The following is a 22,514-nucleotide window of genomic DNA, read 5'->3' on the forward strand; positions in this document are numbered from 1 at the left end:
CGCTCACGCGGACTCCGGGTCCAACCCTACTGGGATGCGGGGCCGTGCTCTTCACGCCACCTCGCCTCGGCCTCGGCGCGTGAGGTGTTCTCACGGTCGATCTGCGCGCCCTTGACCACGGCGTACCACCAGGCCAGGCCGAAACCCACGCCCACGATGGCCATGGTGTATTCGATGAAGGCGGACGCCACCAGGAGGATCTGGATGGTCCAGCCGATCCAGATGCCGAGCGGCTTCCGGACCAGCGCGCACGTCAGGATCGCCACCACCGCCAGGCCCAGGGACAGGCCCAGTGCCCAGGGTGCCATCGGCTCGCCCCGGTTGACCCCGTAGACGGCCATGCCGAAGAAGGCCAGCACGAAGGCCTCCATGACCAGGACGGTGGAGGTGAAGGTCGCCCGGATGGAGCGGGCCTTCTTGACCTGCCCCGGCTTCCACTGCCGCTGGGACTTGGTCTCCCGTGCCGGTCGCCAGGACTCGTGCCCGGTCGTCGTCTCGGATGAGCTGTCCGAACTCATGCGTTGTCCCCTCCGTCTGCCCTCGGTCCCCGGGACCCCCGAGGCCCCTGGGTTCCGCCATCGACGTCGCCGTCATGATCGTTCTCGTCGAAGATGTCGTCGAAGTCCTCCTCGTCCTCGTCGAGGCCGTCACCCAGCTCCAGGCCGAAGTCGTTGAACACGTCCACGGCGGTGGGCACCGCCACCGCCTCTGGGGTTCCGGACCCCGGCGCACCCGCCGAGGGTGCACCGAGGAGCTCACGGGCTTCGGCCACCAGGGTGATGGATCCGGTGATCAGCACGCCGCCGCCCAGGCCGGCTTCCCCGGCAGTGGTGGCCTCGGCACGTCCCACCGCCCATTCGATGGCGTCCGGAACGGACTCCGTGGCGAAGAGATCCTCCTCCGGCCAGCCGGCGTCCAGGGCCGTCTGGGCCAGTTCGCCGGCCGGGATGGCGCGGGGCGAGTCGGACTGGGTCAGGCAGAGGTCCTCCACCAGGTCGCCGAACTCCCGGTACAGCTCCGTGAGCATGGACAGGGCGTCCTTCTCCTGGAGGACACCGACCACCAGCACGAGCTTCTCGAGCCCGAACGCCTCCTGCAGTGCCCCGGCGGTGGCCTTGATGCCGGCCGGGTTGTGCGCCGCGTCCACCACGATCGTCGGGGCGTTGCGTACCACCTCGAGCCGGCCGGGGGCGGTGACCTCGGCGATGCCCTGCTGCAGGAGGTCGAACTCCAGCGGCTTCTCGCCCCCGAAGAACGCCTCCAATGCGGCCACGGCCAGGGCCAGGTTCTCGGCCTGGTGTCCGCCGTGCAGCGGCAGCGTGAGCTCGGGGTAGCGGCCCGCGATGCCCTGGACGGACACCTGCTGTCCGCCCACGGCCACGGACCGGGACTCCACACCGAAGTCGACGCCACCGAACCGGAAGCCCGCGTCCACCGCACGGGCCACGTCCAGCAGGACCTGCGCGGCGTCCGGTTCCTGGGCGGCCGAGACGAGGAAGCCGCCAGGCTTGATGATCCCGGCCTTCTCCGCGGCGATCTCGGCCACGGTGTCCCCGAGCAGGTCGCTGTGGTCCAGCGAGATCGGGCTCACCACGGACACCGCCGCGTCGGCCACATTGGTGGCGTCCGTGATCCCGCCGAGACCGACCTCGAGCACCACCACATCCACCGGCTCATCCGCGAAGACGGCGAAGCCGAGCACGGTCAGGGCCTCGAAGTAGGTCAGCCGGTTCTCCCCGGCCGCCTCCAGCTCGGCGTCGACCACCTGGACCACCGGCAGGATCTCGTTCCAGATCCGCACGAACGTGCCGCGGTCCACAGGAGCCCCGTCGATGCTGATGCGCTCGGTCACCGAGCTCAGGTGCGGCGAGGTGTACCGGCCGGTGCGCAGGCCGTAGGCCCGCAGCACCGACTCGATCATCCGCGCCGTGGAGGTCTTGCCGTTCGTCCCCGTCAGGTGGATGACCGGCGCCGCCCGCTGCGGTTCGCCGAGCAACTCCATCGCCCGGAACATCGGTTCCATGCGCGGTTCCATCTTGTTCTCCGGGGCCCGCGCGAGCAGGTCACGGTAGACGGCCTCGACCGTCTCGGGTGCCTCGGCCGGTTCATCCGGCAATTGATAGTCCTCGTTCTGATTGCTCTTCTTGTTCTTGTTCTTGCTCTTGTTCTTGTTCTTGCGGTCCTTCATGCTCACGCGTCACTCCCGGTCGAGATGGATGCGGCGGCGGCCTTGGCCACGGTCACCTGCACGGTCTTGGTCGCGTCATCGGCGGGGTCCTGACGTGGATCCGCGGCCCCGGAGTCCTCCAGCACCAGCTCCACCGTCAGGGTCTCCCCGGAGACGAGGTCCCGGTGCACATCCACGGCGTGCACGACGGCGGCCGGTCCCGTGATCACGGTCCGCACCCGGTCTGAGACCTCCAGTCCGGCGTCCTTGCGGGCGGCCTGGAGGGCCCGGATCACGTCGCGCGCCGTGCCCTCGGCGGCCATGTCCGCCGGGACCGAGGTGTCCAGCACCAGGAAGCCGCCGGGCACCACGGTGACCGCGCGCGATGCAGCCGCGGCGCCGGCGTCGGCGTCAGCCTCGTTGTCTTGGCCTCCGCCAGCCACGGCCCCGGCCGCACCGACGGTGGTCTCGAGGGAGTACTCCCCCTCGACGAGTGGGATACCGCCCGAGACGACCGTCCCGTCCTCGGCCACGGACCAGTCACCGGACTTGGCGCCCTTGATGGCGACCTGGACCTGCTTGCCCAGGCGCGGGCCGGCAGCACGGGCGTTGACGGCCAGGGACTGGCTGATCCCGAAATCGGTGGCGGACACCTCGGCGGCGTCCTGCAGGTCCACGGACTTCAGGTTCAGCTCGTCCATGATGATGTCCGTGTAGGCGCCGGCCAGGCCGGCCGCATCCGGCACCACCACGGTCAGGGACTGCAACGGCAGCCGCACGCGGCGTTTGGCCCCCTTGCGCAACGAGGAGCCGGCCGAGGCGATACGGCGGACGGTCTCCATGCGTTCGACCAGAGCCTGGGCCTCCGCCTCCGAGGCGAAGCCGGCGAAGAACGGCGCGGCATCCGGGTAGTCGGTCAGGTGCACCGACCGGCCGCCGGTCAGTCCGCGCCATATCTCCTCGGCCACCAGCGGCATCAACGGCGCCGCGGCCCGGCAGAAGGCCTCCAGGGACGTGTACAGCACGTCCAGCGCCTGGGTGTCCTCGTCGAAGAAACGCTGGCGGGAGCGGCGGACGTACCAGTTGGTCATGGTTTCCATGTAGGCGCGCAGGGCGTCGGTGGCGTCGGAGACCTCGTAGGAGTCGAGGCCGGCCTTGACCTCGCGGAGCATGCGTCCGGTGGCGGCCAGGATGTACTGGTCCAGCGGGTCCGTGGACTCATAGCGGAACGAGGCACGATAGCCTTTCGGGCGCTCGGTGCCGTCCGCGGCCCGGCCGCGTGCCGAGTTCGCGTAGAGGCTGAAGAAGTGCCACACGTTCCAGGCCGGCAGCAGCACCTGGCGGGTCGCCTCCCGGATGCCCTCCTCGGTGACCACCAGGTTCCCTCCGCGCAGGATGGGCGAGGCCATCAGGAACCAGCGCATGGCGTCAGAGCCGTCCCGGTCCAGGACCTCGGAGACGTCCGGGTAGTTCTTCAGGGACTTGGACATCTTCTGCCCGTCCGAGCCCAGGACGATCCCGTGGCTGATGACGTTGGAGAACGCCGGGCGGTCGAACAGTGCGGTGGCCAGCACGTGCATGGTGTAGAACCAGCCGCGGGTCTGACCGATGTACTCCACGATGAAGTCGGCCGGATTGTGGGTCTCGAACCACTCCTTCTCCTCGAAGGGGTAGTGCACCTGGGCGTACGGCATGGAGCCGGAGTCGAACCAGACGTCCAGCACGTCCTCCACGCGGCGCATCACGGCCCCGGCGGCGGCGGCCTCCGGGTCCGGGTGCGGCCGGGTCAGATCGTCGATCCAGGGACGGTGCAGGTCCACCTCACCCTGATCGTTGCGCGGCAGCCGCCCGAAGGCCTCCTCGATCTCGGTCAGTGAGCCGTAGACCTCCTGGAGCGGGTACTCCGGATGGTCCGACTCCCACACCGGGATGGGCGAGCCCCAGTAGCGGTTGCGGGAGATGGACCAGTCCCGGGCGTTCTCGAGCCACTTGCCGAACTGCCCGTGCTTGACGTTGGACGGGATCCAGTTGATGTCCTCGTTCAGTTCGACCATGCGGTCCTTGAACGCGGTGACGGAGACGTACCAGCTGGTGATGGCGCGGTAGATCAGCGGCGTGCGGCAGCGCCAGCAGTGCGGGTAGGAGTGCTCGTAGGAAGCCTCCCTGAACAGCTTCCCGGCCGCCTTCAGCGCCCGGATGATGGTCCGGTTGGCCTCGAAGGCCTGCACGCCGGCGATGTCCTGGAGCTCGCCGCCGCCCCGATTCGCGTCCCCGAACAGGGGCAGGAAGCGCGCGCCCTCGTCCACGGAGAGGATCACCGGGATGCCATGGGCCTCACAGATCCGCTGGTCGTCCTCACCGTAGGCCGGCGCCTGGTGGACCACGCCGGTGCCGTCCTCGGTGGTGACGTAGTCGTCCACGAGGATCTGCCACGCATTCTCGGTGCCGTAGGTCTCCACATCCGTGAAGTAGGTGAACAGCGGCTCGTAGGCCAGACCGCCCAACCGGGAGCCCAGGTAGGTGCGCTGGACCGCCTCGGTGGCGGCGCCGGCGTCGGGATAGCCCAGCTCCTTGGCGTGCGCCCCCAGCAGGTCCTGGGCCAGAAGATACGAGGATCCGGCGATGTCCTCCGCGGCCTCCGGTCCGGCGGGGACCACCGCGTAGGTGATCTCCGGTCCGACGACGAGTGCCTGGTTGGTCGGCAGGGTCCAGGGGGTGGTGGTCCAGGCGAGCACGCGCACCCCGGTGAGCTCGGCAGCCAGGGCCGCATCGGCGCCGGCCGAGCCCGCGGCCAGACCGGTGATCGGGAAGGCCACGGTGACCGAGGGGTCCTGGCGGGACTTGTAGACGTCCTCGTCCATGCGCAGTTCGTGGTTGGACAGCGGGGTCTCGTCCTGCCAGCAGTAAGGCAGGACCCTGAAGCCGCGGTAGGTGAGGTCCTTGGAGTGCAGGTCCTTGAACGCCCAGAGCACGGACTCCATGAACTCGGGGTTCAGGGTCTTGTAGTCGTTCTCGAAGTCGACCCAGCGGGCCTGCCGGTTGACGTAGTCCTTCCACTGATCCGTGTACTTGAGCACGGAGGCGCGGCAGGCGTCGTTGAACTTGTCGATACCCATGGCCTCGATCTGGGCCTTGTCCGTCATGCCCAGCTGCTTCATGGCCTCGAGTTCGGCGGGCAGCCCGTGCGTGTCCCAGCCGAAGCGGCGCTCCACCCGGCGGCCCTGCTGCGTCTGGTAGCGGGCCACGAGGTCCTTGACGTAGCCGGTCAGCAGGTGGCCGTAGTGGGGCAGGCCGTTCGCGAAGGGTGGGCCGTCATAGAAGACGAACTCGTTGCCGGAGCCGTCCTCGTGGGTGGCAGGCCGCGCGTCGATGGAGGCCTGGAAAGTGCCGTCCTCGTCCCAGTACTTCAGGACGCGCTCCTCGATCTCTGGGAAACGCGGGGAGGAGGGGGTGCCGGACTGGGCGTTCGGATCCGAGCTGGCGAGGGGGTACACGGGCGTTGCCATCCTTGCAGGGGTCGACTGTGGTGCTGTCTGGTCTTCCTGCAAGGACGCCTGACGTTGTCCTTGAGCTCCAGCGCGGAGATCGAGGACGACGGCGGCGCGGTACCACCCTGCTTGCCGTCCCGCTCCCGGTGGTCCGGTGAGGCGAGATCGGCCGCTCATGACTGCTGTGACGGGCTTACCCGTCCGGGTCTACTGGGGCCGGCGCGTGCCGTGCCCGTTCTTCCGGAAGCTCGCCGGTGATGGCCGGGTCAGTGCTGCTGGTGCTGCTGGTGCTGATTCTACGCTCTTTTCTCGCTCTTCTCGCTCCTCTCGCCTGGGTCCTCTTTCCCGTCCTGCCCGCTCCTTCTCGGCGAATCGTCGAAGTAGTCGATCAGCGCGGTCCCCACCCCGGCGAGCACGGCGTAGGTAGCCCGCGGCCGTTTCGCACCGAGCCGGGCGATCAGCTTCTCGGACCACTCGTCGGTGACCGATGTCAGCCACACGGAGCCGGCCATGAGCCCGCCGAAGAGGGCCCCCGTGGCCACGGGGGCGCCGAGGCGCCGGGCCCGGGACACTTCGGTGGGGGCTTCACCCTGCACCTCGGCCTCACGCTCGAACTGATCCCGTTTCAGCATCAGGACGCCGGTCGCCACCGCGGCAGCGACACCGCCGGACCACAGGGCCAGGGGCTTGCGGGGGATCTTCCACAGGGGGAAGGCGGAGACGATCCCGGTGGCGGCACCCAGGCCGAGTGCCTTCCGGAGTCTTGGGACGTCCACGCCGGGGTGGTCGGTGTCCGTGCTGCTGACTGCGCCGCTGTCCTTGCTGTTGCCCCGGGCGGCGGTCGGCCGGTCTCGGTGCTGTCCTGCCATGCTGGTGTTCCTCACGTTGTCCTGATCATCTTGAAGTTGGCCGCCTGGGCCACGGGCCGCAGCACGATCTGGTCCAGGTTGACGTGGTGGGGCACCGAGACGGCATAGGTGCAGACGTCCGCGACGTCCTCGGCGGTCAGGGGCTTCTCCACCCCCGCGTAGACGCGGTCCGCCGCCTCCTGGTCGCCGCCGAGGCGGTTCAGCGTGAACTCCTCCGTGTGCACCAGTCCCGGCAGCACCTCGACCACCCGGATGTTGTGGTCCACCTCCTCGAGGCGCAGCGCGCCGACGAGTCCGTGCTGGGCCATCTTCGCTGCGTTGTACCCGCCGCCGCCCTCATAGCTGGCGAGCGCCGCCGTCGAGGTCAGGACCAGCACGGTGCCGTGCCCGGTGGCGCGGAGCAGGGGCAGGAACGCCTGGGTGGTGTTCAGGGTGCCCTGCACGTTGACGCGGTACATCCAGTCCCAGTCCCCGCCCTGACCGTCCGCCACCCGGTCGGTGCCCTGCGCGCCGCCGGCGATGCACAGCACGGTGTCCACTCCCCCGCCGTCCTCGACGACCTGGCGGACCCTGGCCATCTGCTCGGCGTCCGTGACGTCGGCGGGCACCGGGACGATGGTTCCGGTGCCCGCGGGCACCGCCTCGGCGAGGGACTCGAGCCTGTCGGTGCGGCGGGCCACGGCGTAGACGGTCCAGCCCTCGGCCGCGAGTTGAGCGGCGGTGGCCCGGCCGATGCCGGAGGAGGCCCCGGTCACGACGGCGGCGCGGTTCGGTCGGGTGTTCTTCTCACCAGTCATGGCACCACTCTATTCACGGTCAGAGTTCGGCGAGTTGTTTGCCGGGATTGAGGATGCCCCCGGGATCCACCGCGTCCTTGATCGACCGGTGCAGCCGCCGGCTCCCCTCGTCCAGTTCCCGGGGCAGCCAGGCACGCTTCAGCGATCCCACCCCGTGCTCGCCGGTGATGGTGCCGCCCAGCTGCAAGCCGATGTCCATGATCTCCTCGAACGCCTCATGGGCCTGACGGGTCGATTCCGGGTCCTGGGCGTCGAAGAACACAGAGGGGTGGACGTTGCCGTCACCGGCATGGGCGACCACGGCGATCATCAGGCCGGTCCGCTCGCGGATGGTCTCCAGACGGTCGTAGAACTCGGGCAATGCCATCCGTGGCAGGCAGACGTCGTCCAGCAGCTGTCCGCCGCCGTGAGTCTGCGCATGGCGTTCGAAGGCCGGCTGGGCCATCCGCCGCGTGGCCACCAGGGCGTCGCTGTCCTCTGGATCCGTGCTGAACGCGACGTCCAGGGCGCCGTGGTGCTCGGCCGTCGCGGCGAAGGCGGCCACCTCCTGTTCGGCGGACTCCCGGTGGCCGTCCCCGTTGGACTGCATCAGCAGCAGGGCTCCGGCCTCCGCGTCGAGTCCGAAGTCGCCGAACTCGTTGAGGAGCGTGATGGCATGGCGGTCCAGGGACTCCAGCATCGAGGGGCGGGCGCCCGTGGCCATGAACGCAGCCACGGCGGAGGCGGCCGCGCGTTCCGTGGGGAAGGCCGCCACGGCCGTCAACGGGGGCGGCAGCAGCGGCACCAGCCGCAACGTCACCTCCACGACGACGCCGAGGGTCCCCTCCGAGCCGACGAACAGGCCGACGAGGTCCAGTCCGGCCACTCCCTTGGTCGTCCGATGCCCCAGCCGCGTCAGCGTGCCATCAGCCAGCACCACCTTGAGTTCCCGGACGTAGTCCCGTGTCACCCCGTACTTCACGCAGCACAGGCCGCCGGCGTTCGTGGCCACGTTCCCGCCGATGGAGCAGATCGCCACCGAGCCGGGATCCGGCGGGTACGCCAGACCGTGGGGCACGAGGGCCTCCTTGAGGGTCTGGTTGATGACCCCGGGTTCCACGGTCACCGTCTGCTCGCCGGTGTTGATCTCCAGGATCGAGTCCATCCGCTCGACGGAGAGCAGGATGCACCCGTCCACGGCGTTCGCACCACCGGAGATGCCGGTGCGGGTGCCCTGGGGCACCACCGGGATGCCGAGCCGGGACGCGAGACGCAGCGTCGCCTGGACATCCTGGACGGTGCGGGCCCGCACCAGGGCCAGCGCATCGCCCACCGCGCCGAAGGGTGCCTGGTCCGCGGCGTGGCCCGCCACGACGCCCGGCTCGACGCTGACGGCGCCCGGAGTGAGCTCGGGTCCCAGCTCGTCGACCAGGCGCTGTGTCAGGGGGTTGCCGGCAGTGCTGACGACTGTGCTGCGTGAGATGGACATGGCCCCACGGTAGGCCGGGATCCCCCGGCTCGCCATCGCGCCGTCCCGAGTGACCCGGTTCGGAGAGCCTCAGGGGGCGTGGGACAATCGGGATCATGGCTGAACAGATCCCGGGCACAGACACGCCCGTTTCCACGACCGCGTCCACCAGTGTTGCCGTGACCGTTCCGGACCGTCCTGCCCTCGAGGGGCTGGAGGACAAGCTCTCCGCCCGGTGGAGGGCCGAGGGCACCTATGCCTTCGAGGCCGACACCACGCGGGAGCAGGTCTACTCGATCGACACCCCGCCGCCGACCGCCTCCGGATCGCTGCACGTGGGGCACATGTTCTCCTACACGCAGACCGACGTGCTGGCCCGCTACCAGCGCATGAACGGCAAGAACGTCTTCTACCCCATGGGCTGGGACGACAACGGCCTGCCCACGGAACGCCGCGTGCAGAACTACTACGGCGTCCGCTGCGATCCGACCAAGCCCTACATCCCGGGGTACCAGCCGCCGGAGAAGCCCGCGAAGAACCAGCGGGACTGGGACGTGGTCTCCCGCCGCAACTTCATCGAGCTGTGCGAGGAACTGGCCGTCGAGGACGAGAAGGTCTTCGAGAACCTGTTCACGCGGCTCGGCCTGTCCGTGGACTGGTCCCTGACCTACCGGACGATCGATGACACGTCCCGCGCCGTGTCCCAGCGCGGGTTCCTGCGCAACCTGGCCTCCGGGGACGCCTACATGGCCGAGGCCCCCACGCTGTGGGACGTCACCTTCCGCACCGCCGTGGCCCAGGCGGAGCTCGAGGACCGCGAGGTGCCCGGCGCCTATCACCGCATCCCGTTCTTCACCGCTGCCGGGGAGAAGGTCTTCATCGAGACCACCCGTCCCGAGCTGCTGCCGGCCTGCTCGGCCCTCGTGGCCCACCCCGACGACGAGCGGTACCAGCCGCTGTTCGGCCAGACCGTGACCTCTCCGCTGTTCGGGGTCCAGGTCGAGGTCCGAGCCCACGGGCTCGCCAAGCCGGACAAGGGCTCCGGCATCGCCATGGTCTGCACCTTCGGCGACCTCACCGACGTCACCTGGTGGCGCGAACTGAACCTGCCGACCCGCACCGTGGTGGGCCGTGACGGCCGCTTCCACGCCGAGACCCCCGAATGGATCACCAGCGAGTCGGGCCGCGCCGAGTACGAGAAGCTGGCCGGCAAGACCGTGTTCTCCGCCAAGGAATCCGTGGTGACCGCGTTGACCGAGGCCGAACTGATGGACGGCGAGCCGAAGAAGATCACCCACCCGGTGAACTTCTATGAGAAGGGCGACAAACCGCTCGAGGTGATCTCCTCCCGCCAGTGGTACATCCGCAACGGCGGACGGGACGCCGAACGCCGCGAGAAGCTCCTCGCCCGGGGCCGCCAGCTGTCCTGGCATCCCGAGTTCATGCGCTCCCGCTACGAGAACTGGGTGGAGGGTCTCAATGGCGACTGGCTGGTGTCCCGCCAGCGGTTCTTCGGTGTGCCGATCCCGGTCTGGTACCCGCTCGACGCCTCCGGCGAACCGGACTACGAGCACCCGATCGTGCCCGCCGAGGACCGGTTGCCGGTGGATCCGGTGGCTGAGGCCGCTCCGGGCTACGACGAGACCCAGCGGGACGTGCCCGGTGGCTTCACCGGTGACCCGGACGTGCTGGACACCTGGGCCACCTCCTCGCTGACCCCGCAGATCGTCGGGCGCTGGAGCCGGGACGAGGAATTCTTCGGCAAGGTCTTCCCGTTCGACCTGCGCCCCCAGGGCCACGACATCATCCGCACGTGGCTGTTCTCCACCGTGGTCCGGGCCGAGGCCCTGAACGACTCGGTGCCGTGGAACCACACCGCCCTCTCCGGTTGGATCCTGGACCCGGACCGGAAGAAGATGTCCAAGTCCAAGGGCAACGTGGTGGTCCCCACCGATGTGCTGGACGAGTACGGCTCGGATGCGGTCCGGTACTGGGCGGCCTCCGCCAAGCTCGGCGCGGACACCGCCTATGAGGTGGCGCAGATGAAAATCGGCCGACGGCTGGCGATCAAGCTCCTCAACGCCTCGAAGTTCGCCCTGAACCTCGGCGCCTCGGTGGACAACGTGGTCCGCTCTGCCGACGATGCCGCGGTCATCACCAACCCGCTGGACAAGGCCCTAATGGTCCGCCTGTACGACACCGTCCAGCAGTCCTCGCGGGCCTTTGAGACGTACGACTACGCCCGGGCGCTGAACCTGACGGAGTCCTTCTTCTGGCAGTTCACAGACGACTACGTGGAGCTCATCAAAGACCGCGCCTACGGCGGCCACGGCGAGGCCGAGCAGGCCTCCGTGCTGGCGACCCTGGCGACCACGCTGGACGCCCTGCTGCGCCTGCTGGCACCCTTCCAGCCCTTCGCCACGGACGAGGTCTGGGGCTGGTGGCGGACAGGCTCCGTGCACCGCGCCCCCTGGCCGGGCCGGGCTGAGGAGATCGCCGGCATCGAGGCCGCCTCCGCCGGCGCCACCGCCGACGTGCTAGCTGCCGTCGCCCTCGCCCTCGGCGGCATCCGGAGGGCCAAGTCAGAGGCGAAGGTGAAGCAGCGCACCGAGGTTCTCGCCGCCGTCGTGACCGCCCCGGAGAACCGCCTCGGTTCCCTGCGCGGCGGACTCGCCGATCTCAAGGCCGCGGGCAACGTCCGCGAACTCACGCTGCTGGCCGGCAGCCCGAACGGGGACGCCGGCATCGAGGTCTCCCAGGTGGAGCTGGCCGCGCCGGACGTCTCGGAAGCCACCACCGGATAGGTACGGCCGTTAGGCGTGACGGATCTGCTCCATGATGCCGGACCAGGGGATTAATAATCTCGGGCCAAGGTAAAAAAGTCCGGCAGCCGTGCTGATATAGGGATCACCGGATGACGCGCGTTCTATCCCCAGGACGCCCGTCATTGACCCGCACGATCTCCGTATCTTCCGACGGGAGTTGGTCTTCTCATGGCGCCACCATCCTCAACTCGTCATGCCCTCGTGGTCGAGGACGATGATGACATCCGCAGTCTGCTGGTCCACACCCTGAACCGGGAGGGCTTCACCGTATCCGAAGCCCCCAACGGAACCCGGGCCGTGGAACTGGTCCACACCCTTGATCCCGAATTGATCACCCTGGACGTGCAGCTCCCCGGCCTCGATGGGCTGGAGGTCTGCCGCCAGTTGCGCGAGTACTCCAACGCCTACGTGGTGATGATCTCCGCGCGCTCAACGGAGATCGACAAGCTGGCCGGGCTGGAGGCCGGCGCCGATGACTACCTCAGCAAGCCGTTCAGCACCCGGGAGCTGAGGGCCCGCATCGCAGCCTTGTTCCGGCGGCCCCGCGACCTGGTGACGGACTCGACGGAACTGGAACGCGCCGTCGAGGTTCAGCGTGGTCTCCTGCCGGACTCCTCTCCGGACCTGCCCGGGTACGAAGTGGCGGCGAGCTTCCGCCCGTCCCGGGCGGTCGGGGGCGACCTCTACGACTGGCATGTCTCCTCCGGCCAATTGCACGTGATCCTCGCGGATGTCATGGGCAAGGGCATGGGCGCGGCGATGATCGCCGCCGCCGTGCGGTCTGCCTTCCGGACCGTCGGTAACATGCCGGGACTGACCTCGGCCTTCAACCACGCCGCCCAGTCACTGGGGGGCGCCCTGGAAAGCTCCGATTCCTATGCCACGGTCTTCAAGGTCCGCCTCAATCCTGCCAACGGCCGCTTCTCCTACGTGGATGCCGGCCATGGAATCGCGGCCATCGTGGGCCCTGATGGCAACGCGAGGCGCCTCGATGCAGGCGGGCCGCCGGTGGGCCTCTGGTTCGACGACCAGTGGGTGGCCCAGCGGGCCGACCTGAACCCCGGGGAGTCATTGATCCTCGTCAGCGACGGCGTGCTCGATGCCGTCGGCGACCTCGAGGGGACCTTCGCGGCCATGTCGAAGGTCGTCCTCGCCCACCGCAGCATCCAGGACGTGGCGGACCATCTCGCCCGGCTCGCCCAGGACGATCCCGAACACGATGACGTCACCGCCGTCGTCGTCCACCGTCATCCCGATGTCCCAGGAAAGGACCACCGCTAATGCAGGTCACCGTAGAAAGACATGACACCTACACGGAGGTGAGGAGCGAGGGCCGCCTGAACATGGTCGCCGCCCCCAAGCTCAAAGACGTGATCTCCAGCGAGATCGGTGCGGGCTCGAGGCAGATCGTGGTGGACCTCGGCGCCACGGAGTTCATGGACTCATCGGGCCTGGGCGCCCTCATAGGCTGCCTCAAACTGGCTCGCCAAGCCGGTGGCGACCTGCGCATCGCCAATGTGCCACCGCAGGTGCTGATGGTGCTGCAACTGACTAGCATGGACCGCGTGCTGACCCCCTACCCCGACTCCGCATCGGCGTTCTCCCGTGCCTGAGCCGATCCTGCGCTGTGCCGACCGTCTTCCGGCGGAACCAGGGACTATCGAGACCGTCCACGACCACCTGGAAGACCTGTGGGCGGCGGCCGACCATGTTCCGGTCCTGGATCGGATGGCCTTCGACACTGCCGTCATCGAAACGGTCAGCAACACCATCCGACACGGCGTGGGAGACCCGGGACCGGTCGAGTTGGGAATGGAGTTTGCGGCCTCCCCCGCCGAGCTGCGCGCGACCATCATCGAGTTCGGTGCCGCCTCGGCGGCGCTGGGCTCGCAGCAGGTCACCGTGCCGCTTGAGGACGTCATGGCCGATGCCCTGGCGGAATCGGGCCGGGGGCTGGCCCTGATCCGCGCCCTGGTCAGCCTTGATTTCGAACGCGCCGGCACCACGAACGTGTGGCGCCTGTACCGCCCGACGAACCTGACGGAGTAGAACCATGGCACGGAACGGCATGAAACGTGAAGAGAGCCACGGGCGAGCTGGAGTCATGACCACGGCCCTGGCGGGCATGGGCGTTCTGCACTTCGCGCGGCCTCGGGCCTTCGATGGACTCATCCCCCGCGCCCTGCCGGGCTCGGCCCGTGCCTGGACCTACGGCTCGGGCGTGGCGGAACTGGCCGTCGCCGGGCTGCTGGCCGTACCGGCCACGCGAGGCGTGGGTGGCCGGGCCGCTCAGGTGCTCTTCCTGGCCGTCTGGCCGGGGAACTTCTATCACGCGTGGCGTGCCCGGAAGGCCACACCCGCCGTCCGGGCCGTCACGCTGGCACGGCTTCCCCTGCAGATCCCGATGATCCGGGCCGCGGGGCGCCTGGCCCGCGGACGCTGAACCCGCCCGCAGTACACCACGGAGAGGCTGAGGCCGGAATCAGGCCAGGATCAGGCCCTTCGAAGCGGATGAACAGTCAGTCGAACTGAGGGTTGGTCGTGCGGGAACGCTTGATCTCGTAGAAGTAGGGGAACCCGGCCAGGGTCACGGCCGCATCGAAGATCCGGCCGGCCTCCTCACCGCGCGGGATGCGGGTCATCACCGGCCCGAAGAAGGCGGTGCCGTTGAAGGAGACCACCGGCGTGCCGACGTCATCCCCGACCTTCTCGATGCCTCCCGCGTGGGAGGCCCGCAGCGTCTCGTCCAGCACGTCCGTGCGGGCCGCCGCGAGGATCTCCTCGGTCTCCAGACCCAGCTCCTCCAGTGCCCCGCGGACGGCGGCCTCGAAGTCCTTCTGTCCCTCGTTGTGGATGCGGGTGCCCACGGCCGTGTAGAAGGCGCCGATGGCCTCGTTGCCGTGGCGCTCCTGGATCTGGGTGGCGGCGCGGGCTGGCAGCCATGCCCGGTCAAGCATGGAGCGGTAGCCCTCGTCCAGATCCTGGTGCTCGTTGAGGACCGACAGGGACATGATGTGCCAGTTCACCCTGATCGGGCGGACCTTCTCGACTTCCAGCATCCAGCGTGAGGTGATCCAGGCGAACGGACAGACGGAGTCGAACCAGAAGTCGACAGTCTGGGTCCCCCCCTCGGTGGCGGTGTTCGTGGCGTCAGCGGTCTCGGTCATGGTGCCTCCTGGCATGCGTATGGGTGATTCGGGAATGGTCCGCGGTGAGGCCCTGGTGGGACTCAGGCCGACTTGGTGCGCCGCTTGCGCTGCACCTCACGGGAGATCAGCGTGGGCTCGGTCCCCTCGCGGACCACGTCACCGGTGATGACCACGGTGGCGATGTCATCGCGGGAAGGCAGGTCGAACATGACCGGCTTGAGGACTTCCTCCAGGATGGAGCGCAGCCCACGGGCGCCGGTCCCCCGCTCCTCGGCCTGCTCGACCACCGCGTCCAAGGCCTCATCCTCGAACTGCAGCTCGACGCCGTCCATGAGGAACATCTTCTGGTACTGCTTCACCAGGGCGTTCCGGGGCTTGGTCAGGATGTTGACGAGCTGTTCGTGGTCCAGGTTGTCCACCGTGGTGATCACGGGCAGCCGGCCGATGAACTCGGGGATCAGGCCGAACTTCAGCAGGTCCTCCGGGCGGACGTCCGAGTAGGACACGTCCCGCTTGCCGATGGTGTTGATCGGTGCGCCAAACCCGATTCCCTTGGAACCCGCACGTGAGGAGATGATCTCGTCCAGGCCGGCGAAGGCCCCGGCCACGATGAACAGCACGTTCGACGTGTCGATCTGCAGGAACTCCTGGTGCGGGTGCTTGCGGCCACCCTGTGGCGGGACGGCGGCCGTGGTGCCCTCCAGGATCTTCAGCAGGGCCTGCTGGACGCCCTCGCCCGAGACGTCCCGGGTGATGGAGGGGTTCTCGGACTTGCGGGAGATCTTGTCGATCTCGTCGATGTAGATGATGCCCTGCTCGGCTTTCTTGACGTCGTAGTCGGCGGCCTGGATGAGCTTGAGCAGGATGTTCTCGACGTCCTCGCCGACATAGCCTGCCTCCGTCAACGAGGTGGCATCCGCCACGGCGAACGGCACGTTGAGCTTCTTGGCCAGGGTCTGGGCGAGGTAGGTCTTGCCGGATCCGGTGGGGCCCACGAGCAGGATGTTGGACTTGCCGACCTCCACGTCCGCCAGCTCGTCGGCTTCCTCGGCCGAGCGGTCGGCGAACGAGTCGCTCTTGGCCTGCGTGGACTGCTGCCCGGAGCGGATGCGCTTGTAGTGGTTGTACACGGCGACGGCGAGGGACCGCTTGGCATCGGGTTGGCCGATCACGTACTCCTCGAGGAAGTCGTAGATCTCCCGGGGCTTGGGCAACTCAACCTCGGCGGTCTCCGCGACCTCGGAGAGTTCCTCCTCGATGATCTCGTTGCACAGCTCGATGCACTCGTCGCAGATGTAGACGCCGGGTCCGGCGATCAGTTTCCGGACCTGCTTCTGGCTCTTTCCACAGAATGAGCACTTGAGCAGGTCGGCGCTTTCACCGATGCGGGCCATGCGGGAATCTCCTCGATTGGGTCGGGCCTCCAGACGAAGCTGCCCGGGGTACTGCCATTACAGCTTAGGGGGTGGACGCGTTAGGACGGTGGATTGCAACGGCGGCCCACACCGGACGTGACGGAGCATGTCCAGGTGCGGGCCGCCGTCGGGCGATCCCTGGTCCCCGGCGGTCCCTGCCACCGCTCACACGGTCGCAGGTCCGCCAGCCGGACCGGATCAGTTGGAGAGCTGCGGACGGGTGATCTTGCGGGACTCGAGGACCTCGTCCACCAGGCCGTAGTCCTTGGCGCCCTCGGCCGAGAGGAACTTGTCCCGGTCGATGTCCTGGCGGATCTGCTCGGCCGACTTGTTGGTGTGCAGGGCGAGTGTCTCCTCCATCCAGGTGCGGATCCGGAGCAGCTCCTCGGCGTGGATCTGCAGGTCCGTGGCGGTGCCCTGGTCCCCGCCCATGGACGGCTGGTGGATCAGCACTCGGGCGTTCGGCAGGGCCAGGCGCTTGCCCGGCGCCCCGGCGGCCAACAACACCGCCGCCGCCGAGGCAGCCTGGCCGAGGCACACGGTCTGGATCTCGGGACGCACGAACTGCATGGTGTCGTAGATCGCGGTCATCGCGGTGAACGAGCCACCCGGGGAGTTGATGTACAGGGTGATGTCCCGCTCCGAATCCATGGACTCCAGCACAAGCAGCTGGGCCATGATGTCATCCGCGGAGACGTCATCCACCTGCGAGCCGAGGAACACGATGCGGTCCTCGAACAGCTTGGCGTAGGGATCGTTGCGCTTGAAGCCGTAGGGCGTGCGCTCCTCGAACTGGGGCAGGACGTAGCGGCTGCTCGGAGCCGGCTGACCGGCACCGGAAGGCATTCCGACGGGGAACTGGTTCATGTCTGGTCTCTCCTGGGCAAAGGGTCTGGTCGGTCGTGTGGACGTGTCTGGGCGGCCGGGGCCGGATCAGGCGTTGCTGTCCACGCCGCCGCCGCCGGACACGGAGCCGGCACGTTCGGCGATGCGGTCGAAGAACCCGTATTCCAGGCCCTCCGTGGCGGTGAACCACTTGTCCCGCTCGTTGTCCTTCAGGATGGTGTCCACGGTCTGGCCGGTCTGCTCCGCGGTCAACTCGGCCATGACCTGCTTCATGTGCAGGATCAGCTGCGCCTGGATGCGGATGTCCGACTCGGTGCCGCCGATGCCGCCAGAGGGCTGGTGCATCAGGATGCGGGCGTGGGGGGTGGCGTAGCGCTTGCCCGGCGTGCCTGATGACAAGAGGAACTGTCCCATGGAAGCGGCCAAGCCGGTCGCGACGGTGACCACGTCGTTCGGGATGTACTTCATCGTGTCGTAGATCGCCATGCCGGCAGTGACGGAACCGCCCGGGGAGTTGATGTACAGGTAGATGTCCTTCTCCGGGTCCTCGGCGGAGAGCAGGAGCAATTGGGAGCAGATCACGTTGGCATTGTCATCCCTCACCTCGGAACCCAGCCAGATGATGCGTTCCTTGAGCAGACGGTTGTAGATGTAGTCCTCGCGGGCCGCCGGATCAACCGACGCCATACGGGGAGCAGTGGACGATGCGGACATGGCGCCCTGCCTTCCTTCAGATGGACTTCACATGCGACGACGGCACCTGGTGGTACACGTCCGGCATTGGTCTTGGATCGAGACTACTGTCCAACGGCGCCGCCCGGGCCCTCCTGACCCGGCTGTTCGCTGTTGGCGTGGATGGCCGACGACGGCGGCCGCCTCCCTGATCCGGACGCCAAAACGCCCGGGCCGACCACGCATGGTGCATGGTCGGCCCGGGCGTTCGCCTCCCGCTCCCGCCGATCCGGTGGGGATCAGTTCCGGCGGGCGGACGGCGGTTCGGCGATCACTCGGCCGTGTCTGCGGCCGTGTCCTCGGCGGTCTTCTTGGCGGCAGCGGTCTTGGCTGCGGCGGTCTTGGCCGGAGCCTTCTTCGCCGGAGCCTTCTTGGCCGGGGCCTTCTCCTCGCCCTCGGCCTCGGCCTTCTTGGCGGCGGCGGTCTTGGCCGGAGCCTTGGTGGTGGCCGTCTTCGCAGCGGTCTTGGCCGGAGCCTTCTTCGCCGGAGCCTTCTTGGCCGGAGCCTCCTCGGAGCCCGCCGCGCCCTCGGCCTCGGCCTTCTTGGCGGCGGCGGTCTTGGCCGGAGCCTTCTTGGCGGGAGCCTTCTTCGCGGGGGTCTTCTCCGCCTCGGCCGGGGAATCGGCTGACGGGGCGGAATCAGCAGAATCTGCAGAGTCAGCCGAATCAGCGGAGTCGGCAGAATCTGCGGAGTCGTCCGAGGCAGCGCTGTCTTCGCCACCCGGGGTGACGAAGGCGGTCAGGTCCACGGTGTTCCCGGCGGTATCGGTGACCAGAGCGTACTCGAGGACCTTGGCGAGGGCCTTGCGGCGGCGGACCTCACCCATGATCATCGGCACCTGGCCGGCCTGGTCCAGCATCTGGGCGAACTGGTTCGGGTCCATGCCGTACTGCTGGGAGGTGGAGATGATGTATTCGATCAGCTCGCCCTGGTCCACGCCGACCTCTTCGGCGTCGGCGACCTTGTCGAGGATGATCTCGTTGCGGAAGGCCTCGCGGGCGTTCGACTCGACCTCGGCGCGGTGCTCCGGGGTGTCGTGCTCGTCGCCCTCGGAGTGACCCTGCTGGGAGAAGTGCTGTTCGATCTGCTCGTTGACCACGGAGTCCGGGACCGGCACCTCGACGAGCTTCACGAGCTCCTCGAGCACCTTGTCACGGGCCTCGATGCCCTGACCGGTGACGGCGCCCTCGGCGGCCTTCTCCTTCAGGTCGGCCTTGAGCTCGTCGATGGTGTCGAACTCGGAGGCCAGCTGGGCGAAGTCGTCGTCGGCCTCGGGCAGCTCGCGCTCCTTGACGCCACCGAGGATGACCTTGACGGTGGCCTTCTCACCGGAGTGGTCGCCACCGGCCAGGACGGTCTCGAAGACCGCGTCTTCGCCGGCGGACAGGCCCTCGAGGGCCTCGTCCATGCCGTCGAGCATGGTGCCGGCACCGACCTGGTAGGACAGGTCCTCGGCGTGGTCGACCTGCTCGTCCCCGACCGTGGCGGTCAGGGTGATGGTGACGAAGTCGTCCTGGGCGGCGGGGCGCTCCACGGCCTTGAGGGTGCCGAAGCGGGAACGCAGCTCGTCGAGGGCCTTCTGCTCGTCCTCCTCGGACGCGGCGGCCGGCTCGACGGTGACCTTGAGCCCCTTGTAGTCGGGCAGCTCGACCTCGGGACGGATGTCCACCTCGACGCTGAACTTCAGCGGGCCCTCGGCCTCGCCGTCAACGCCGGGCATGGAGGTGACCTCGACCTCGGGACGGGCCATCGGGGTGGTCTCGGTCTGGGCCAGGGCTTCCTGGTAGTAGTCGTTCAGGCCCTCGTTGACGGCCGTCTCCACCACGTAGCCACGGCCGACCCGCTGGTCGATGAGGCGCGCAGGAACCTTGCCCTTGCGGAAGCCGGGGACCTGGATCTGGTTCGCCACCGTCTTGTAGGCCTGGTCCAGGCGCGGCTTGAGGTCCTCGAAGGGGACCTCGACGTCCAGCTTGACCCGGGTCGGGCTGAGGTTTTCTGCGGTGCTCTTGACCACGTGGGACTCCTGTGTGGATTGATCGTCTCGTCTATATGGCGCGGATGGGCCCGGCCGTCGGGCATCCGGTGAATCAGGCCGCCCCGGCAAGCGGGGCGACCATGACGTCGGGGTGACAGGATTTGAACCTGCGGCCTCACGCTCCCAAAGCGCGCGCTCTACCAAGCTGAGCTACACCCCGCAGACGGCCCTGGCCGTTTCTGGCCAGAGACCAGTGTACGCATGACGGCGCCAGACTCCGCATTTCTGCGACATTCAAGCCCGGGCTGAACCTCTGCGCCGCGCCGATGTGGGCCTGTTTTGCTGCTCACACGGACTGCTTGGTAGGATCAACTTCGCTGCGTTCGGCTGATGGCCCTTGCGGGATCATCCATCCCGGCCGACGCCGTGGGGATGTAGCTCAATGGTAGAGCCCCAGTCTTCCAAACTGGCTACGCGGGTTCGATTCCCGTCATCCCCTCCACCGCAACACGAAGGCCCCGGATCCATCCGGGGCCTTCGTGTTTAAGACCTGAACGTCACTGATTAAGCTTTGCCTTATATAAGACTCGATGAAAGCATGGATCCATGCACGCTCTCGATGTCCTGGGTGATCCCGTCCGGCGCCGCATCCTCGAGATGCTGGCCGGGGGCGAACTCAGCGCCGGGGAGGTCGGCACCCAGGTGCAGGCCGAATTCGGGATCAGCCAGCCTGCGGTCTCGCAGCAACTGAAAGTCCTTCGTGATCACGGCTTCGCCACCGTGCGGCCCGAGGGCACGCGCCGGCTCTATGCGGTGGACCCCCAGGGGCCCCGGGAGGCCAGCGACTGGCTCAGTCCGTTCGAGCAGTTCTGGCGGCCAAGGCTGGATGCTTTGGGGACCGAACTGGCCCGGGGCAAGCGCCATCGGAGGCTGGCAGCGGAGCGTGCAGCAGCGGAGATCACCGCAGACGTCACCGAACACCACCATCCATCCCACCAGGAGTCATGACATGGTCGATATCCAGAATCAACTCTCTGCTGTCACGCGCGGCCTCGCACTCGAGGACCGGGACGGCGAACCCTCACACGTCCAGACGCTTGAGCAGACCTACCCGGCAGGGCTCGAGGACGTCTGGGAGGCGGTCACCACGGCCGATCGCATCGCCCGCTGGTTCCTGCCGGTCAGCGGTGACCTCGGCCTCGGCGGCCAGTACCAGCTCGAGGGCAATGCCGGCGGCACCGTGCTGGAATGCGCCCCTCCCACGGACGGCACGGCAAGCTACCGGATCACCTGGGAGTTCGGAGGAGGCGTCTCCTGGGTGACCGTGCGGCTGGCCACCGAGGGTGACTGGACGCGATTCATCCTCGAACACGTCGCTCACGCTGCAGACCTCCCGGAGGGGATGTGGGACACCTACGGCCCCGGCGCCACCGGGGTGGGCTGGGACGGCGGCCTGATGGGCCTGGGATTGCACCTCGGGGCCATCGAAGGCTCTCTCTCGCCCCAGGAGGCCGAGGCCTGGGCCGTCACCGAGGAGGGCAAGCGTTTCTATCGCGGAGCCGCTGACGGCTGGGCTGCCGCCCACGTGGCCGCCGGCGCGGACCCCACGGTGGCCGCCCGCGCTGCGGACGCCACCTATGGCTTCTATACCGGGTCGGACGCCTGATCCGGCGCCCCGGGGCTGCCCAGCCTCGGGGCGGCCCAACCCTGCCCCCGGCTCACCGGTAGTCCTCCACGGCCAGGTCCGCAGACGGCGTCGTGTCCATGGCGGCGATGAACCCCCAGGCGTCCGGCCGGGAGCCGTCCACGTCGGTCACGCCGTAGTGCCGGGCCAGTTCGAAGGAACTGACGGACCGGGTGTTCCACTGATCCCGCTGCGGATCGGCCGCCAGCTCCACGATGCCGCGGGCGAGCAGGGCGGGGGTCTCCGAGATCACGAACTCGTAGGGCGGGACCACGTCGGTCTTCCCGCGGTTGGCTTCCGCCGTCTCGCGCCAGGTCTGCTCGGTGACGCCGAAGGCATCCAGCATCATCTCCGAGCGCAACCATCCGGCTGAGACGGAGACCGCCGTACCCCCGTGTGCCTTCAGCTCGTGCCCCTCGGCGAAGGCCAGCCGGTCGACAGCGGTCTTCGCGAGGTCCAGGAACACGGTCTCCCGGAAGTGGCCCTGGTTGTAGTCCCGGGTCCCGTCGGTCGTCTCCACCACCAGGCCCCCGGGGTGGCGGATCAGCAGGCCCAAGGCGGCGTGGCTGGTCAGCAGATGGGTGCGGAAGCCTGCGTCGAAGAGCCGCATGCCGTCGTCGAGGTCGTACTCCCACAATGGGATGCCGAACTCCACGTAGGCCTCTCCTCCGATGTCGTTGATGAGGATGTCCAGTCGACCCTGTTCCCGGTCGATCCGCGCCACGAGCTCACGGACGGCGCTCACGTCGAGGTGGTCCACGACCACGGCATGGGCCGTCCCGCCCTCGGCCCGGATCAGGCCGGCGGTCTCCTCGACCGTTTCTGGCCGCCCATAGTCCGAGGGTTGGCCAGCCGTGGACCGGCCCGTGCAGTAGACGACCGCCCCGGCCCGGCCCAGTTCCCGGGCGATGGCCCGGCCGGCACCGCGGGTGGCCCCCGCCACCAGGGCGATCCTTCCCTCCAAGGCCCGAGGGCGTTGCCCTGCCGACTCCGTTGCTCCCGTTCGTTCGGCTGGTGCTGCCGGACCTGTTTCGTCCGTTGGTTCGGCTGGTTTCATCGCCATGACTCTGTCCATTCCGGTTCTCGTGTTCGATCCTGTACTCACCATGGTTCCGCCTAT

Annotated in this window: 19 protein-coding genes and 2 tRNA genes; 8 read left to right on the forward strand and 13 right to left on the reverse strand. The window is 68.3% G+C overall.

Annotated elements, in window-relative coordinates; all coding sequences use genetic code 11:
* Positions 1-26: 26 nt before the first annotated feature.
* From ACFFIO_RS01270 to ACFFIO_RS01295, 6 genes are all read right to left on the reverse strand, one after another.
* On the reverse strand, positions 27-518 hold the full coding sequence (locus tag ACFFIO_RS01270) for a DUF4233 domain-containing protein (protein ID WP_378039872.1): 492 nt from the start codon (positions 516-518) through the stop codon (positions 27-29).
* Positions 515-2,116, reverse strand: a complete 1,602-nt coding sequence (locus ACFFIO_RS01275; protein WP_378039997.1) for a bifunctional folylpolyglutamate synthase/dihydrofolate synthase — start codon at positions 2,114-2,116, stop codon at positions 515-517. The genes ACFFIO_RS01270 and ACFFIO_RS01275 overlap by 4 nt, the downstream gene beginning before the upstream one ends.
* A 74-nt stretch (positions 2,117-2,190) precedes the next feature.
* Complete coding sequence (gene ileS / locus ACFFIO_RS01280; RefSeq protein ID WP_378039873.1) at positions 2,191-5,673, reverse strand: isoleucine--tRNA ligase; 3,483 nt, start codon at positions 5,671-5,673, stop codon at positions 2,191-2,193.
* A gap of 278 nt (positions 5,674-5,951) precedes the next feature.
* Entirely contained in the window at positions 5,952-6,524 is a 573-nt protein-coding gene (locus tag ACFFIO_RS01285; protein ID WP_378039874.1) for a hypothetical protein, read from the reverse strand.
* A gap of 11 nt (positions 6,525-6,535) precedes the next feature.
* The gene (locus ACFFIO_RS01290; RefSeq protein ID WP_378039875.1) at positions 6,536-7,321 is read right to left on the reverse strand and encodes an SDR family oxidoreductase; all 786 of its coding nucleotides are present in this window, start codon (positions 7,319-7,321) and stop codon (positions 6,536-6,538) included.
* A 19-nt stretch (positions 7,322-7,340) separates the two neighbouring features.
* Positions 7,341-8,789, reverse strand: coding sequence for an FAD-binding oxidoreductase (locus tag ACFFIO_RS01295; protein ID WP_378039876.1), 1,449 nt, complete (start codon positions 8,787-8,789; stop codon positions 7,341-7,343).
* A gap of 95 nt (positions 8,790-8,884) precedes the next feature.
* Here ACFFIO_RS01295 and valS point away from each other — a divergent pair, with 95 nt between their 5' ends.
* The 5 genes from valS to ACFFIO_RS01320 all read left to right on the forward strand — a co-directional run bounded on the left by valS (position 8,885) and on the right by ACFFIO_RS01320 (position 14,036).
* Positions 8,885-11,572, forward strand: coding sequence for a valine--tRNA ligase (gene valS, locus ACFFIO_RS01300; protein ID WP_378039877.1), 2,688 nt, complete (start codon positions 8,885-8,887; stop codon positions 11,570-11,572).
* 189 nt (positions 11,573-11,761) lie between these two features.
* Positions 11,762-12,874 (forward strand): SpoIIE family protein phosphatase, encoded by a 1,113-nt coding sequence (locus tag ACFFIO_RS01305; protein WP_378039878.1) that lies wholly within the window; start codon positions 11,762-11,764, stop codon positions 12,872-12,874.
* Positions 12,874-13,206 (forward strand): STAS domain-containing protein, encoded by a 333-nt coding sequence (locus ACFFIO_RS01310; protein ID WP_378039879.1) that lies wholly within the window; start codon positions 12,874-12,876, stop codon positions 13,204-13,206. The genes ACFFIO_RS01305 and ACFFIO_RS01310 overlap by 1 nt, the downstream gene beginning before the upstream one ends.
* Entirely contained in the window at positions 13,199-13,642 is a 444-nt protein-coding gene (locus ACFFIO_RS01315) for an ATP-binding protein (RefSeq protein ID WP_378039880.1), read from the forward strand. Before ACFFIO_RS01310 ends, ACFFIO_RS01315 begins: the two co-directional genes overlap by 8 nt.
* A 55-nt stretch (positions 13,643-13,697) precedes the next feature.
* Complete coding sequence (locus ACFFIO_RS01320) at positions 13,698-14,036, forward strand: DoxX family protein (protein WP_378039881.1); 339 nt, start codon at positions 13,698-13,700, stop codon at positions 14,034-14,036.
* Between the two features lie 76 nt (positions 14,037-14,112).
* On the opposite strand, the gene ACFFIO_RS01325 is transcribed toward ACFFIO_RS01320, so the two are convergent.
* The 6 genes from ACFFIO_RS01325 to ACFFIO_RS01350 form a co-directional block, all read right to left on the reverse strand.
* Positions 14,113-14,760: a mycothiol-dependent nitroreductase Rv2466c family protein gene (locus ACFFIO_RS01325; RefSeq protein WP_378039882.1), complete on the reverse strand. Its 648-nt coding sequence runs from the start codon at positions 14,758-14,760 to the stop codon at positions 14,113-14,115.
* A gap of 62 nt (positions 14,761-14,822) precedes the next feature.
* Positions 14,823-16,136 carry an ATP-dependent Clp protease ATP-binding subunit ClpX gene (gene clpX, locus ACFFIO_RS01330; RefSeq protein ID WP_378039883.1) on the reverse strand — a complete coding sequence of 438 codons (1,314 nt, stop codon included), beginning with the start codon at positions 16,134-16,136 and terminating at the stop codon, positions 14,823-14,825.
* Between the two features lie 219 nt (positions 16,137-16,355).
* Positions 16,356-17,024, reverse strand: coding sequence for an ATP-dependent Clp protease proteolytic subunit (locus ACFFIO_RS01335; RefSeq protein ID WP_378039884.1), 669 nt, complete (start codon positions 17,022-17,024; stop codon positions 16,356-16,358).
* A 66-nt stretch (positions 17,025-17,090) separates the two neighbouring features.
* On the reverse strand, positions 17,091-17,690 hold the full coding sequence (locus ACFFIO_RS01340; protein WP_366218849.1) for an ATP-dependent Clp protease proteolytic subunit: 600 nt from the start codon (positions 17,688-17,690) through the stop codon (positions 17,091-17,093).
* A 316-nt stretch (positions 17,691-18,006) separates the two neighbouring features.
* A complete protein-coding gene (gene tig / locus ACFFIO_RS01345; protein WP_378039885.1) occupies positions 18,007-19,749 on the reverse strand; it encodes a trigger factor in 1,743 nt (580 codons plus the stop codon).
* Positions 19,750-19,856: 107 nt separating this feature from the next.
* A tRNA-Pro gene (locus tag ACFFIO_RS01350) sits at positions 19,857-19,930 on the reverse strand.
* Between the two features lie 208 nt (positions 19,931-20,138).
* Here ACFFIO_RS01350 and ACFFIO_RS01355 point away from each other — a divergent pair.
* The 3 genes from ACFFIO_RS01355 (at position 20,139) to ACFFIO_RS01365 (ending at position 21,376) form a co-directional block, all read left to right on the forward strand.
* A tRNA-Gly gene (locus ACFFIO_RS01355) sits at positions 20,139-20,212 on the forward strand.
* A 104-nt stretch (positions 20,213-20,316) separates the two neighbouring features.
* Positions 20,317-20,718, forward strand: a complete 402-nt coding sequence (locus ACFFIO_RS01360) for an ArsR/SmtB family transcription factor (protein WP_378039886.1) — start codon at positions 20,317-20,319, stop codon at positions 20,716-20,718.
* Position 20,719: 1 nt separating this feature from the next.
* Positions 20,720-21,376, forward strand: coding sequence for an SRPBCC domain-containing protein (locus ACFFIO_RS01365; protein WP_378039887.1), 657 nt, complete (start codon positions 20,720-20,722; stop codon positions 21,374-21,376).
* Positions 21,377-21,428: 52 nt separating this feature from the next.
* Here the strand turns inward: ACFFIO_RS01365 and ACFFIO_RS01370 are convergent, their stop codons facing one another.
* A complete protein-coding gene (locus ACFFIO_RS01370) occupies positions 21,429-22,469 on the reverse strand; it encodes an SDR family oxidoreductase (RefSeq protein WP_378039888.1) in 1,041 nt (346 codons plus the stop codon).
* Between the last annotated feature and the right edge of the window lie 45 nt (positions 22,470-22,514).

It is taken from the genome of Citricoccus parietis, from assembly GCF_042433045.1.
Lineage (GTDB): Bacteria > Actinomycetota > Actinomycetes > Actinomycetales > Micrococcaceae > Citricoccus > Citricoccus parietis.

Excerpts from the sequence above, each read along its gene's own strand:
- ACFFIO_RS01270 (WP_378039872.1), bottom strand. The coding sequence starts at position 518 with ATGAGTTCGGACAGCTCATCCGAGACGACGACCGGGCACGAGTCCTGG.
- ileS (WP_378039873.1), bottom strand. The coding sequence starts at position 5,673 with ATGGCAACGCCCGTGTACCCCCTCGCCAGCTCGGATCCGAACGCCCAG.
- ACFFIO_RS01285 (WP_378039874.1), bottom strand. The coding sequence starts at position 6,524 with ATGGCAGGACAGCACCGAGACCGGCCGACCGCCGCCCGGGGCAACAGC.
- ACFFIO_RS01290 (WP_378039875.1), bottom strand. The coding sequence starts at position 7,321 with ATGACTGGTGAGAAGAACACCCGACCGAACCGCGCCGCCGTCGTGACC.
- ACFFIO_RS01295 (WP_378039876.1), bottom strand. The coding sequence starts at position 8,789 with ATGTCCATCTCACGCAGCACAGTCGTCAGCACTGCCGGCAACCCCCTG.
- valS (WP_378039877.1), top strand. The coding sequence starts at position 8,885 with ATGGCTGAACAGATCCCGGGCACAGACACGCCCGTTTCCACGACCGCG.
- ACFFIO_RS01305 (WP_378039878.1), top strand. The coding sequence starts at position 11,762 with ATGGCGCCACCATCCTCAACTCGTCATGCCCTCGTGGTCGAGGACGAT.
- ACFFIO_RS01310 (WP_378039879.1), top strand. The coding sequence starts at position 12,874 with ATGCAGGTCACCGTAGAAAGACATGACACCTACACGGAGGTGAGGAGC.
- ACFFIO_RS01320 (WP_378039881.1), top strand. The coding sequence starts at position 13,698 with ATGACCACGGCCCTGGCGGGCATGGGCGTTCTGCACTTCGCGCGGCCT.
- ACFFIO_RS01325 (WP_378039882.1), bottom strand. The coding sequence starts at position 14,760 with ATGACCGAGACCGCTGACGCCACGAACACCGCCACCGAGGGGGGGACC.
- clpX (WP_378039883.1), bottom strand. The coding sequence starts at position 16,136 with ATGGCCCGCATCGGTGAAAGCGCCGACCTGCTCAAGTGCTCATTCTGT.
- ACFFIO_RS01335 (WP_378039884.1), bottom strand. The coding sequence starts at position 17,024 with ATGAACCAGTTCCCCGTCGGAATGCCTTCCGGTGCCGGTCAGCCGGCT.
- ACFFIO_RS01340 (WP_366218849.1), bottom strand. The coding sequence starts at position 17,690 with ATGGCGTCGGTTGATCCGGCGGCCCGCGAGGACTACATCTACAACCGT.
- ACFFIO_RS01360 (WP_378039886.1), top strand. The coding sequence starts at position 20,317 with ATGCACGCTCTCGATGTCCTGGGTGATCCCGTCCGGCGCCGCATCCTC.
- ACFFIO_RS01365 (WP_378039887.1), top strand. The coding sequence starts at position 20,720 with ATGGTCGATATCCAGAATCAACTCTCTGCTGTCACGCGCGGCCTCGCA.
- ACFFIO_RS01370 (WP_378039888.1), bottom strand. The coding sequence starts at position 22,469 with ATGGACAGAGTCATGGCGATGAAACCAGCCGAACCAACGGACGAAACA.